This is a genomic window from Pseudomonas folii (genome assembly GCF_014357575.1).
GTDB classification, from domain to species: Bacteria; Pseudomonadota; Gammaproteobacteria; order Pseudomonadales; family Pseudomonadaceae; genus Aquipseudomonas; species Aquipseudomonas folii.
The window spans coordinates 1-12198 of sequence record NZ_JACONW010000004.1 but is presented as its reverse complement, the minus strand read 5'-3'; the positions used below and the strand labels follow the sequence as shown (position 1 = coordinate 12198).

Genomic DNA, 12198 nt, shown 5'->3' with positions numbered 1-12198 from the left:
GTCAACAGGTTGTTGTGCATGGAGCAGGAAATGCCAAACAGAAGTCGTGCCCTGGAACGCTGTTCGACGGCGCAAATAGTGGTGCTGTGTTTTACGTTGTGGCTGCCGCTGAAGAGTCAGGCGTTTGAGACGTTCAGCTGTACCGAAAGCTGGTTTGATACGACCTTTGCCGAGACCTTCGCGAACCCTCGCCCACCTGATCGGGAGCGCGACTGTTCCAAGGAAAAAGATGCCGTGCGAAAAGACCGTTTCCAGATCGTTGATGGCCGCGTGTACTTGGGTGGAGTGTCCCGCGAGCGCGAAAGTCCTTGTAGCGGTACAGGCGTTGGATCAGTAGCGCAGGGGCTCAATCCGGTGTGTTACCTGCCTGCCAGGCTGCAAATCCACGAAACTATCGAACGACGCAGATTCTGGTTGCTCAGTACCGATGCCGCACACTTTCGTGTCGCACGCTCCAGTCAGGCTGGATTGACGCCTGATCAGGCGAATCAAGTCGCTGCCTACTCAATGGACAGCACCACGGTATATCTCGGTGCTACCCGAATTAAAGGCGCCGATCCAAAGAGCTTTGAAGTCATTTTTCCTTTCGGTGACTATTCAGCGGTCAATCTCAATGCCAAAGACAAGTTACAGCGCTACTCGTATGCCAGGGACAACCAGCATCTGTTCATTGGTGAATGGTCGCTCCCATACATCGACCTCACCAAGGTTGAATGGCTAAGCGGGCACTGCACCGGGGAAATCATGGAATGCCAGAACACCACCTATGCCAAGCCACTGATAGGTAAAGTCGGAGACGACATCCTGTTTCTTTACAAGAGCGCGCGTCCTACGCTTTTTCGTAACCTCGCCACTGCAGATTTTGAATTGTCGCGGGAAGGTTTCAAGAGCTATGTCATCAGCGGTGGGAAGCGCTACCTGATTGAACACGGGTTCATGGAAGAAGCGAAACTGGTTGCTCAACCGCAAGGTTGACCCTATTAAAAGAGGCGTCTGGACAGTGAAAACAATCAAGTGGGTTGATGATGCCGTGCTCGTTGTCGAAGTCGCTGAGGGCATCTATACCCTTGCCCAGATGCGAGAAAACGGCCTGATGGAGTTTTTTGACACCTTCAGAACGGCCGATGAATGGGCGGGCGTTGATTTAAATGACAGCCCCATTGTGTTCTGCCTGTTTATTGCCGAAAAGTCGGTCAAGAAACTATTCATGCGATTCCTGACCGCAGGTGAAGTGAAGATCAACGAACGCCCGATACTGAAAAAAATGCTGGATTTCAGGTGGGTGTCAGAGGGCACATACACCGCTGACCTCATAGAACTGAGCGACCGTTACTCGAGTGTCGGGGCGACGGTGCTGAAGTCTGATCTATGTCCTGAGAAAGATCTTGAGATCATTGAAGGTCATGACTTCTGCGGCGTTAACGGCGACCCGGTCAAGCTGCAAGAAAGACTGCGTTTTTTTTACGACACGGGTATCAATTGGGATGACAGCAAGCAATTTATTTTCCCGTCGTTAAAAACCCCGGAGGCGCTGCTCTTGTCCCGCAAGGAAAAGGCTGAGGCTTCGATGTCTGAGCCGGATGTAAAAACGGGACTTCAGTTGTTGGAAGGGGATGAGGAGCTTCTGGCTAAAATTTATCCTGTGGTCTCTGCGCTTTATGTTGAAGTGCTGAAATTACAGGGCGCGGATGCGGCTGAGCTCGCGCTGCCGCTGTTCGAAAAAGCGGTGCTGCACATTAACCAGTTCGAAGATGAGATTGAAACAGTGGAGCGCGAGTCCCTGATGGAGGCTTTGTACCAATTGGGGGAGAGAGTCGGTCTGTCCAGAGACACTGAATTTGTCGAGCAGTGGCGGGGCGACTGGTAGCGTGGGGTACCTTACCGTTCGTAAGGCCCCAGCGCCAAAGCTCGTCAGTTATGGTTTGGACGGGTTGCCAGAAAGCTCCATGATCATGCGCGTCAGCAGATAAATGCGGGGCGAGACGCTTTCGACTTCGGCGTACTCTTCGGGGGTGTGAATGTTGCCGCCGACGATGCCGAAGCCGTCCAGCGTGGGCACACCGACACTCGCCGCCAGGCTTGCATCGGCCGCTCCGCCGCTGCCTTCGATGGTCAGTTTGCGCCCCAGTTCGCCATAGATACCCTGAGCGATGTTCACGAGCCTGTCGGTTTCCGCAGTCTGCGGCATGGGTGGCAGTCCACGAACCAGGCGCGTCGAGACTTCGGTATCCGGGATCAGTTTATCTGCCGAGACTCGCGCAAGGTCTTTCTCGATGCGGTCGAACTCTTCGGGCACCGCTGCACGAACATCGGCCTTGGCAATGGCATGATCGGGAATGACATTAGTCCGGTCACCGGCATTAATGGTGGTGAAGTTGATGGTGGTCTTCTTCTCGGCATCGCCCAGTTGCCCCAACTGCAGGATCTGGTGGGCCGCTTCCATGGCCGCGTTCCGCCCCAGTTCTGGCGCAACACCTGCGTGCGAGGCTTTGCCTTTGACCTCTACCTCTGCCGTGGCACTGCCTTTGCGCCACACGACCAGGCCATCGGCTGGACGGCCTGGCTCAAGGTTCAACGTCACGTCATGTTGTTTGGCCGTTGCCTTGATCAGCTCGGTCGCGGCAGCTGAACCCGTCTCTTCGCTGGCGTCCAGCAAGAAAGTGATCTGCGCGTAGTCGGTAAAATTGAGGTTTTTCAGAATCTGCAGCGCGTAGATGCCAGCGACAATCCCGCCTTTATCGTCCATCACCCCAGGCCCGTAAGCGCGACCGTCCTTGATATGGAAAGGCCGGGCAGCGGCCGAACCTTCCTTGAACACGGTATCCATGTGCGCCATCAGCAATATTTTTGCTTTACCCGTGCCTTTGAACGTTGCAACCACGTGTTTGCTCTTGTCGGGCGCGGTATTGGGGACGGTTTCAATGGTCGCTCCGAGCTTTTTTAATGCCTCGATAACGATCGCGCTCACTTGGGTCAAACCTGGCTCGTAACCCGACCCGGAATCGATGTTTACCAATTGCTCCAGCAACTTGAGCGCAGGCTCCTTGTATTGCTCGGCTGCCGACTGAACCCGTGCGTCGGGTGTGGCAGCCTGAGCGAGGGAACTCGCCCCCAGCGTGACAGCTAGCGCCAGCGCGCAGGAGAGGGCAGAACGCGAAAACATCAACGGCATGAGTGGATCCTTGAACAGGTTGGATTTATTCAAAGTACCCTAACGACTCGCGACGCGTTCTGCACCCAAAAAATGCAGGGTGCCAATGTGAAGAGTATTGATGCGTTCAGTGCGACAGGCATTTATCATGACGGGTGTCTGCAATGGGGGGGCGTCAATGATCACGTATGATTTGGACAAATATGACTACGTTCATGTGTGGGTGGGCATTAACTTTTCGGCCGAAAGGGAATATCAACAATATTTTGAGCTGGATTATTCCACGGAAGATGGCTTTGACGACCCTGACTACCGGGTCTGCGGTTTCTGCAAGGATGTAGGCGTCAAATGGTATGACGAAGATTTTATAGGCATCATTGCGCGGCGCGACACACCGGTCACGGTTGATGAAATCCTGAAAGACGCTCCCATTGATTCGAGTGACTGGGAAAGGGCCAAAAATGCCTGCGCAGCGTTAGGCATTATTGAAGCCAACGCAGTCTTCTGGTACACCGACGGTGATGGAGTCATCAGCATCTCGCCTGAAAAAACTTATAACGGCTTACGCTATCTTGGTTTGTTCGAAGCTAACTGAGTATGGGATGCCAAGTTAATTAACAAGCAAAAAAAGCGCCCCGAAGGGCGCTAAAGATTCACCTTGACCAAAGGAGCTTGTCAGCTGCTAAAGGTGAATAGAGTGGAACCGAAGTTAATCCTTAACCTTTTTCAGGTTCGTCAACCGACGTCTTCTTCTCGGTGTTAACGAGGCGCGACGCCTCGTTGAGTTGATCGTTGAAGCGCTGTTCCTGGACAATCTTGATTTTTTCAGCGGCCGGGCTGGCGCGCTCACTTCCGTCGTGGGCCATTGCCGCAGCAGATGATAGGGCGGCGACTGTGAAGGCTATGGATTTGATCAGGTTCATCGTAATTACCATTCTGTTTAAGGGCAGTTACTGCGGAGTCTTGAAGCCACCTGCGTCGTGCTCCTCAGTGTTAGCGTCGAGTATAAATATCGAAGCTAACAGGACGGTGAGTGAATAATTACAATATTGTTATTAACCGAGTTGGCAGGAATTCAACGTTTTTTTAAGATTTCCAAATCGTCATTTTCGCGCCACGTCATTGTTAGCGATGGGTTGTTATCTTTCAATCACCCACTAAACGGAGACAGAGAAAATGAAAATCGCTAAATCGTTGATGCTTGCACTTGCCGTACTTGTACCTGCTACTTCTTTCGCTTCCAGCGATCATGATCCGGTAGCCAGCAAGATTATCAAGGAGCACCAGGCGTTTGTCGCGGATTATGCCGCCGAGAAAAACCAGACGCCACCCGGCATCGTGAAGTATGAGTACGGCATGAAACTGGATGTCGAGAAAGTTGTGCGTATGTCTTCAGCTTCCAAAACGTGCGGCGTCAACCCGCAGTTGATGACTTACGAAGATTCCAAAGGCGCGTTGAATACCGTCAAGTATCAAGCGTTGAATGATTGCCGAAATAAAAACTGATCAGGAACTGCTTGTTCCACTTCTGTATTAAAGCGCGGCTGGATTGATCATGAAGATTAAACGCTTCATGAATTGTCCAGCCGCGCTGCCAGTCCTTCGATAAACACTGTTTCGGCACGGCTCATGCGCTGTTCGCGGTTCCACAGCAAGTGAATATCGACATCCGCAACACCCTCCAGAGGCGGCACTCGCCACAGCAGACCCTGCTCCACATCATCAACCACGACATGCTCCGGCAGGCATCCCAGACCAATCCCCGCAATGACCAGTCGCCTGATTTCTTCGAGGCTTGAAGATGACGCCACAATCCGCCCGCTAAATCCCTGCTGGTCACGAAAGATGGTCAAGGGTGAGAGCATCCCACCGATTTGATCACTGGTGAAACTGACGAAGTTTTCTGACTGCAGATCGCTCTGGCTGAGGTCGGTGCGACCATACAGCGGATGATTCCGGCCGCAGAAAAATACATAACGCTGGCGTTGAAACAGCCGTTGTTCCAGCCGTGGCTGTGGCCGGCGATTAAGGCTCAGCCCCAGGGTGGCGGTTTTTTCCAGCAGGGCACTGACGATATCAGAGCTGCGCATCACGTCGACTTCCAAGTCAACCCGTGGATGCTGACGGTGGAACTCCGTCAGGAAATTATCAAAGTTGTTCGACACAATCCGGCTGATCATCAACAGGCGCACTTTGCCGATCACTTCGTCCCCTGGCATCTGCAAGGTGTTGCTCACTTGCGAGACCTGGCCATACATCTCACCCGCCAGGGCGAAAATTTTCACTCCGGCTTCTGTGAGGTCAAAACGTGGCCCGCGACGGGCAATGAGCTGACAACCCAGTTGTTCTTCCAGACGTTTGAGGGCCTGACTGACCGCCGGTTGGGTCAAGTGCATTCTGGCCGCGGCGCGACTGATACTGAGCTCCTGGCCGATGACCCGGAAGGTACGCAGCAGATTCCAGTCAAGGCGGTCATTGAGCAACGGAGAAATATCGCGGGAAGAGTCGGTCACGTCCACCTCACTATAATTGCGGCTTATAGTTCGAATAATAAATAGAAATTTGACTGATTATGCCTCGTGGGCAAAAAATCAGTCCAGAGTTGCCAACAGAGCGACCCGGCAACACCTTTTCCTCCTGCCAAAAAAAACTAACCAATGGAGTTGATTCATGAAGCCCACTGCTTCTGCGCAGCCACGCCGGGCTGCTGCTGCCGCGTTCATCGGTACGATGATCGAGTGGTACGACTTTTATATCTATGCCACCGCCGCCGCGCTGGTATTCGGTCAGCTCTTTTTCCCCTCTGAAGATAAATTGTTCAGCACCATGGCGGCCTTCGGTACCTTTGCCGTGGGCTTTTTCGCCCGGCCCCTGGGCGGCATCGTGTTTGGTCATATCGGCGACCGGATCGGCCGCAAGAAGTCGCTGGTCATCACATTGGTGATGATGGGCGTGGTCACGGTCTGTATCGGCTTGCTGCCGACTTATGCGCAAATCGGCGCAGCGGCCCCGGTGTTGCTCATCCTGCTGCGTGTGGTGCAAGGCATTGCCGTCGGAGGCGAGTGGGGCGGCGCAGTGTTGATGGCGGGTGAACATGCGCCCAAAGGCCGACGTAATTTCTTTGCCTCCTTTGCGCAGTTGGGCAGCCCGGCGGGTTTGATCCTTTCGCTGCTGGCGTTCAGCGCAGTAACGCGTCTCCCAGAGGAAGACCTGATGAGCTGGGGCTGGCGCCTGCCGTTTCTGGCCAGCGCAGCCTTGCTGGTCGTAGGCTTGGCGATTCGCCTGGGCGTCAATGAATCGCCTGAATTTCTCAATGACAAAGAGCAGGCACGACTGGATGTCGCAAAGTCCGGGCGTAAGGCGCAGGCTCCGGTATTCGAGGTGCTCAAGACTTCATGGCGGCCTTTGCTGCTGTGCATCGGCGCAAACACATTGGGCATCGCCGGTGTGTATTTCACTAACACCTTCATGATTGCGTACACCACTCAGCAACTGGGCCTGCCAAGGTCGCTGATTCTGGAGTGCTTGTTTGTGGTGGCGATCATCCAGTTCTGCATTCAGCCCATCGCCGCATGGGTTGCGGAGAAAATCGGTGCCACGCGCTTCCTGTGCGGCGTGACGATACTGGCGATGGCCTCACCGTATCCGATGTTCATTCTGGTCAGCAGCGGTCAGGCACCGTTGATCATTCTCGGAATCGCCCTGGCGGTGGTCTGCATGGCGTCGTTTTATGCGGTGATCGCCGGTTACGTCAGTGGCATGTTTGAAACCCGGGTTCGCTACACAGCGATCTCCCTGGCGTATCAGGTGTGCGGCGCCCTGGCAGGCGGTCTTACTCCGTTGATCGGCACCTGGCTGGCGCATTCCTATCCCGGCCAATGGTGGCCGATGGCACTGTTCTACAGCCTGATTGCGGGCACCTCGCTGATCTGTGTATTGGCACTCGCCAAGCGACATGCCACAGCATTCGAACTGGAAACTGCTCGCGAAGCCTGATTGGCGCGACCTACTGAATGAGGAACATCCCATGCTCAGTTTTTTTCATCCTGAACAGCTTCTGCATTTCCCGAAGAGCTATTACTCCCGTGGGCAAATGCGCACGCCACAGGAAATCCCGCAACGAGCCCAGAATTTGCTGCAAGCGGTTCAGGGCCTGGCGTTCGATATTCGGCAACCGGCTGATTTCGGCCTCGATCCTTTGCTGGCGGTCCACAGCGATGCTTATCTGACGTTCTTGAAAAGCGCGCACACAGAGTGGAAGAAGATGCCCGAGGACTGGGGCGATGAAGTGATGTCGAATATCTTCGTTCGCGAGCCCAATGCTCTGCGCGGCATTCTCGCTCAGGCTGCCCGTTATCTGGCAGATGGCAGTTGCCCGGTGGGCGAAAGCACCTGGCGTTCCGCTTACTGGTCTGCTCAAAGTGCGGTTGCGGCGGCCAAAGCCGTGCTCGACGGGGAGCCAGCGGCGTATGCGCTGTGCCGTCCACCCGGACACCACGCCCGCAAAGAAGCTGCCGGTGGTTTTTGCTACCTCAACAGCGCGGCAGTGGCTGCTCAGGTTTTACGCGATGGCTTCGAGCGGGTCGCCGTGCTGGACACTGACATGCACCACGGTCAGGGGATTCAGGAAATCTTTTACGATCGCGATGATGTGTTGTATGTCTCCATTCATGGCGATCCGGAGAACTTCTACCCTGGCGTTGCCGGGTTCGAAGACGAGCAGGGCGCAGGCGCTGGAGTGGGTTGCAACGTGAACTTCCCGATGCCACATGGTTCGCCTGAGTCGGTGTTCATGGACAAACTTGAGCAGGCGCTGGACGCCGTCAAATCTTTTGACGCGCAGGTGCTGGTGTTGTCCCTGGGCTTCGATATTTACGAGCATGACCCACAGAGTCAGGTGGCCGTGACTCGTGAAGGATTCGCGAAACTCGGTGAGCGGATTCGCAGCCTGGGCTTGCCATGCGTGATCGTGCAGGAAGGCGGTTACCACCTGGAAACACTGGTCAGCAATGCCCACGCGTTTTTTGATGGGGCGCAGGTCTGGAAGGATGCTGTGCGCAAGGCCTGAGAGTCCGGTTTATACGGTTTCTGTAGGAGCTGCCGAAGGCTGCGAAAGCGATGTGTCAGTAAAATTGCTTCGCAGCCTTCGGCAGCTTGCTACAGACTGCGCAGGGCAATGGACACTTCACCGCTTCTGCAACCACCCCAGAAAACTGCCTTTCTTGATGGCTGCCGGTTTCTCGGTCAGCAATGACTGGCTGCTGTGTTGGCGCACGGCCTGAAGTTTTTTCAGGGCGTTCTTGATCTGGCCTTCACGTTCCATGGTTTCCCGGGCCATGCTCTTGTCGATGCTGTACACCACGCATGAGGTAAGAGCCGTGAAGCGTGCTTCGGACGGCGTATCGTCAAGGACGCTCTGTTCGCCCATCACTTCGCTTGGGCCCATGCGCCCAGCTTCGATGAAGGCCTTGCCGTCGGACACTTCGGCCGACACAACGCCGGTGGCGATCACCAACAGGCTGTCGGTCACTTCATTGGCTTCGATGATCACTTGGCCCGCGGCGTACTCCCTGGCGGACATGCTCTGCGCCAGATGGTTTTTCTCTTCGGTATTCAGTGCGCGGAATACCTTCACTTCGTCCAGCAGGGTTCGGGCGCGGGATACCGGTTCTGCCACCACATCGGACTGCCAGGCAATGCCCGCTGCTTCAAGGTGGCGATAAGCGAGGTCGAACAGCAGATTGCGGACTTCGCTCTTCTTGTCCAGATCCTTGATGAAACCGGTGACGGTATATTCGATGGTGGTTGGGCTGGCCTCCTTGACCACCGCACGGGCCTTGGGGAATGGCAGCAGGGCGCTGCTGCCTTGTAGCGCGCGGTCCAGTGCATCCAATACGCGGCGCGGGCGAATGTGGGGCGATACCATGATGTTGATCGATACCCCGAACATGTCCTTGGGCCGACTCAGATTGACGATTTTGGCTTTGGCGGCCACCGAGTTGGGGATGACCGCCGTGCTGCCGGTGCCGGTCAGCAAGTGAGTAGCACGCCAGTCGATATCGACGACTTTGCCCTCTACGCCGTCAATGCTGATTGAGTCGTCGACCTGATAGGGCTTGGTGGTGTTGAGGATGATCCCTGAAAACACGTCGGCCAACGTGCTCTGCAACGCCAGGCCGACCACGATGGCCATTGCTCCGGAAGTCGCCAGCAAGCCTTTGACGGGAAGCTGCATCACATAACCGGCGGCAGCCACGATAGCGATCAGAAAGATCACGGCGCCGATCACTTCCTGCAGCAAGCGACCGCTGTGACCGATGCGGCGCATCAGCAGCGTGCCAATGATTTCAGTCAGGGTCCTCGCCGCCAGAATCCACCAGACGATTTCCAGTGCGGTGGCCGCCAGATGCCGGGCGCTGTCTTCTTCCCAGGGGGCGCTGTCCAGTGGGCTGAGGCCCGCGCTGATGATCACCACGCTATAAACCAGAAACAACGCCAGCCGAACCGCAACTTTCTGCAATCGATAGGGGTACGGCACCAGGTTCCAACTGACCAGATCCAGCAGGACCAGCAACAGGCTGCAGATCAGCGGATAGCTTTGAATAAATGCGGGCATGATCTGATCCTGTAGGAAGTCGGTGCAGCGATGGGAATACAGTCACCGCAGATTAAGCGCATGCATTGGGCGGATAAAGCTGGTAGAAAGCGTTGGACTGTCAACCGGTGAGCGACAATGAACCCTTTCGAAGATATGCGCATATTTACCCAAGTGATGGAATCCGGGAGTTTCACTGCTGCCGCCGAACAGTTGGGGCTTTCCAAGCAATTCATCAGTCGCCGCCTGATTCAACTCGAAGAGCGTCTCGGCGTGCGCTTGCTCAACCGTTCAACCCGCCGGCTGGACGTCACACCGTTGGGCCAGGCCTATTACGAATCGGCGTTGCGGTTGGTGGCGGATCTTGAACAGGCCGAGCAGAGCATAGCCGGGCAGAACACTCAACCGCGGGGCACCATTCGTATTACTGCGCCGTTGTCGTTCGCCGTCGAACATCTGGGGCCGTTGTTGCCGGTTTTCCTGCAACGCTATCCCGAGGTGTCAGTAGAAGTGGACCTGAGTGATCGCGCCGTGGATTTGCTGGGGGAGGGGTACGACCTGGCGCTGCGCATCGGTGTACTGGAAGACTCGACGCTGATCGCCCGTCACATTGCCAATATCGAGCGGGTGTTCTGTTGCAGTCCAGACTACCTTGAACGACACGGCGCCCCTGCCGAGCCGGAAGAGCTCAAGCATCATGATTGTTTGCCTTATGGCCATAGCCGTCAGGTGCAGTGGCGCTTTGAGCGAAATGGCAAGCCCTTGGCGGTCAACTTGTGCGGACGCATGCGCTCCAATAATGGCGAGCTGTTGCGCGATGCTGCCATTGGCGGGTTGGGGATCACCTATCTGCCGCTGTTCATTGTCGGCGCGGCGCTGGAAGACGGGCGTCTGGTCCGCGTGTTGAACGAGTTCCGCACGCCATCACTGGCGTTGTCGGCGGTCTACCCGCAACACCGTCAGGGCTCGCGTCCGGTGCAAGCGTTGATCGAGTTCCTGAAAGAACATCTGGTTCAGTGCCCGGCACTGGTATCGCCTGACTGAACGAATCAAGCCCGGCATGAGTTCAGCGCTGCCGCTATCAACTCACGACCAGCGACTGCCCCGTCGCCATATCGTCAGGTCGTCGCGCTGTCGCGCAACAACACAGGATCTGTAGGAGCTGCCGAAGGCTGCGATGGCGGTATGTCAGGAGAAATGCTTCGCAGCCTTCGGCAGCTCCTACAGAAAATGTATTTCAAGCCAGTATTTTGCCGTTGTTTGATGAGAGCGCACGAGCACCGCCAGGCCGCGATAGCGGTTTATCAGAAAGGCCGCCATCGCTGCCTCACGGTGCTCGTGAGCTCCTTCAGAGAAAAGATTTATTCAGTAGCGATATATCGTCCGACAAGAGCCCGGTCGCGGATGTCTGGTTTTGCCGATAGAGTAGGTTGAACCTGTTACCCGCCCCGAGCTGAAGGAATCAACTTGAGCGCCCCCGCAATCGCCCATTTGTATACCGAAAAGTTCTCCGCCACGCGGGTGGTGGATGCACGCCCGGATCCTGAGAAGATCATTGATATTCCCTGCCTCGATGCCTTTTCGATCATCGTCCAGCTCGAGGATTTTGCCGAGCATCGGTTATGGCGTGGCCGACGTCTGAGTTATGCCGGTGGTTATCGTCAGGGCAGTGTTTCCTTGCCGTTCATGGGGGATGAGTTGCGCTGCCAGCATCGCGCCTCTTATGACAATCTGCGCTTCAACATTCCGCGACAGACCTTCGACGAATACCAGCGTGAAAATGGCGGGCGGATCATCAGTGGATTCCGCTACGAACAGGGTGCTCAGGATCCGGTGCTGTACCACCTGGCGCAGGCGATGCTGCCCGCGCTACGCAATCCGGCAGCCGCCAATCAGTTGTTCATTGATCACATCCTGTTGGCGATGTGCGCGCATTCGGTCACTCAATACGGGCGCGTTGCCTCTCTGACCGGAAAATTCACTACCACGCTGACGCCGATGCAGGAGCGTCTGGCCAAGGAAATGATCGCCAGCAATCTGGGCAACGATCTTTCTGTGGAGCGGATTGCTCGGGAGTGTTCGCTGAGTCGCAGTCACTTCTCTCGCGCGTTCAAACAGGCCACGGGCGTTGCGCCGCACACCTGGTTGCTGCAGATGCGCGTCGAGAAAGCCAAAGAGTTGTTGATGGCCCAGCCTGGACGGTCGCTGGTCGAGATTGCCCAGGCGTGCGGGTTTTCAGACCAGCCGCACCTGACCCGGGTTTTCACGCGGCTGGTGGGAGTGACGCCCAGTACATGGCGTGTGGCTCAGCGTGGGGCGCTGATTGTTCTGGGTTGAAGAGCTTGTCTGAGCTGCTCACTCGATAGCCATGATGAAGAGGAGGCTGTCGTCCAGCAGCCCACAGCTATCAGGTTCGACGCCAGTCCTGTGGGAGCGGTGCTTGCCCGCGATA

Annotated in this window: 12 protein-coding genes; 8 read left to right on the top strand and 4 right to left on the bottom strand. The window is 55.8% G+C overall.

Going from position 1 to position 12198, the window contains the following annotated elements; all coding sequences use genetic code 11:
* The first annotated feature begins 18 nt into the window (after positions 1-18).
* A complete protein-coding gene (locus tag H8S59_RS01790; RefSeq protein WP_187520280.1) occupies positions 19-975 on the top strand; it encodes a DKNYY domain-containing protein in 957 nt (318 codons plus the stop codon).
* A gap of 25 nt (positions 976-1000) precedes the next feature.
* The gene (locus H8S59_RS01785) at positions 1001-1867 is read left to right on the top strand and encodes a hypothetical protein (RefSeq protein WP_187520279.1); all 867 of its coding nucleotides are present in this window, start codon (positions 1001-1003) and stop codon (positions 1865-1867) included.
* Positions 1868-1915: 48 nt separating this feature from the next.
* Here the strand turns inward: H8S59_RS01785 and H8S59_RS01780 are convergent, their stop codons facing one another.
* Complete coding sequence (locus H8S59_RS01780; protein WP_187520278.1) at positions 1916-3172, bottom strand: M20/M25/M40 family metallo-hydrolase; 1257 nt, start codon at positions 3170-3172, stop codon at positions 1916-1918.
* A 157-nt stretch (positions 3173-3329) separates the two neighbouring features.
* Here H8S59_RS01780 and H8S59_RS01775 point away from each other — a divergent pair, with 157 nt between their 5' ends.
* Positions 3330-3746, top strand: coding sequence for an immunity 22 family protein (locus tag H8S59_RS01775; protein WP_187520277.1), 417 nt, complete (start codon positions 3330-3332; stop codon positions 3744-3746).
* 121 nt (positions 3747-3867) lie between these two features.
* Here the strand turns inward: H8S59_RS01775 and H8S59_RS01770 are convergent, their stop codons facing one another.
* Positions 3868-4074 carry a hypothetical protein gene (locus H8S59_RS01770; protein ID WP_095099063.1) on the bottom strand — a complete coding sequence of 69 codons (207 nt, stop codon included), beginning with the start codon at positions 4072-4074 and terminating at the stop codon, positions 3868-3870.
* Positions 4075-4327: 253 nt separating this feature from the next.
* Between H8S59_RS01770 and H8S59_RS01765 the strand changes: the two genes are divergently transcribed.
* Positions 4328-4657: a DUF2790 domain-containing protein gene (locus tag H8S59_RS01765; RefSeq protein ID WP_095099066.1), complete on the top strand. Its 330-nt coding sequence runs from the start codon at positions 4328-4330 to the stop codon at positions 4655-4657.
* Between the two features lie 65 nt (positions 4658-4722).
* Here the strand turns inward: H8S59_RS01765 and H8S59_RS01760 are convergent, their stop codons facing one another.
* Positions 4723-5664 carry a LysR substrate-binding domain-containing protein gene (locus tag H8S59_RS01760; protein ID WP_187520276.1) on the bottom strand — a complete coding sequence of 314 codons (942 nt, stop codon included), beginning with the start codon at positions 5662-5664 and terminating at the stop codon, positions 4723-4725.
* A gap of 157 nt (positions 5665-5821) precedes the next feature.
* Here H8S59_RS01760 and H8S59_RS01755 point away from each other — a divergent pair, with 157 nt between their 5' ends.
* Positions 5822-7147, top strand: a complete 1326-nt coding sequence (locus tag H8S59_RS01755; protein WP_095099072.1) for an MFS transporter — start codon at positions 5822-5824, stop codon at positions 7145-7147.
* Between the two features lie 31 nt (positions 7148-7178).
* Positions 7179-8219 (top strand): histone deacetylase family protein, encoded by a 1041-nt coding sequence (locus H8S59_RS01750; protein ID WP_187520275.1) that lies wholly within the window; start codon positions 7179-7181, stop codon positions 8217-8219.
* Between the two features lie 117 nt (positions 8220-8336).
* On the opposite strand, the gene H8S59_RS01745 is transcribed toward H8S59_RS01750, so the two are convergent.
* A complete protein-coding gene (locus H8S59_RS01745) occupies positions 8337-9767 on the bottom strand; it encodes a mechanosensitive ion channel family protein (protein ID WP_187520274.1) in 1431 nt (476 codons plus the stop codon).
* A 117-nt stretch (positions 9768-9884) separates the two neighbouring features.
* Between H8S59_RS01745 and H8S59_RS01740 the strand changes: the two genes are divergently transcribed.
* Positions 9885-10790, top strand: coding sequence for a LysR family transcriptional regulator (locus H8S59_RS01740; protein WP_187520273.1), 906 nt, complete (start codon positions 9885-9887; stop codon positions 10788-10790).
* A 423-nt stretch (positions 10791-11213) separates the two neighbouring features.
* Positions 11214-12083 carry an AraC family transcriptional regulator gene (locus H8S59_RS26895; protein WP_187520272.1) on the top strand — a complete coding sequence of 290 codons (870 nt, stop codon included), beginning with the start codon at positions 11214-11216 and terminating at the stop codon, positions 12081-12083.
* Positions 12084-12198 lie beyond the last annotated feature (115 nt).

Coding starts and splice junctions, on each gene's coding strand:
- H8S59_RS01790 (WP_187520280.1), top strand. CDS start 19: ATGGAGCAGGAAATGCCAAACAGAAGTCGTGCCCTGGAACGCTGTTCG.
- H8S59_RS01780 (WP_187520278.1), bottom strand. CDS start 3,172: ATGCCGTTGATGTTTTCGCGTTCTGCCCTCTCCTGCGCGCTGGCGCTA.
- H8S59_RS01775 (WP_187520277.1), top strand. CDS start 3,330: ATGATCACGTATGATTTGGACAAATATGACTACGTTCATGTGTGGGTG.
- H8S59_RS01770 (WP_095099063.1), bottom strand. CDS start 4,074: ATGAACCTGATCAAATCCATAGCCTTCACAGTCGCCGCCCTATCATCT.
- H8S59_RS01765 (WP_095099066.1), top strand. CDS start 4,328: ATGAAAATCGCTAAATCGTTGATGCTTGCACTTGCCGTACTTGTACCT.
- H8S59_RS01755 (WP_095099072.1), top strand. CDS start 5,822: ATGAAGCCCACTGCTTCTGCGCAGCCACGCCGGGCTGCTGCTGCCGCG.
- H8S59_RS01750 (WP_187520275.1), top strand. CDS start 7,179: ATGCTCAGTTTTTTTCATCCTGAACAGCTTCTGCATTTCCCGAAGAGC.
- H8S59_RS01745 (WP_187520274.1), bottom strand. CDS start 9,767: ATGCCCGCATTTATTCAAAGCTATCCGCTGATCTGCAGCCTGTTGCTG.
- H8S59_RS01740 (WP_187520273.1), top strand. CDS start 9,885: ATGAACCCTTTCGAAGATATGCGCATATTTACCCAAGTGATGGAATCC.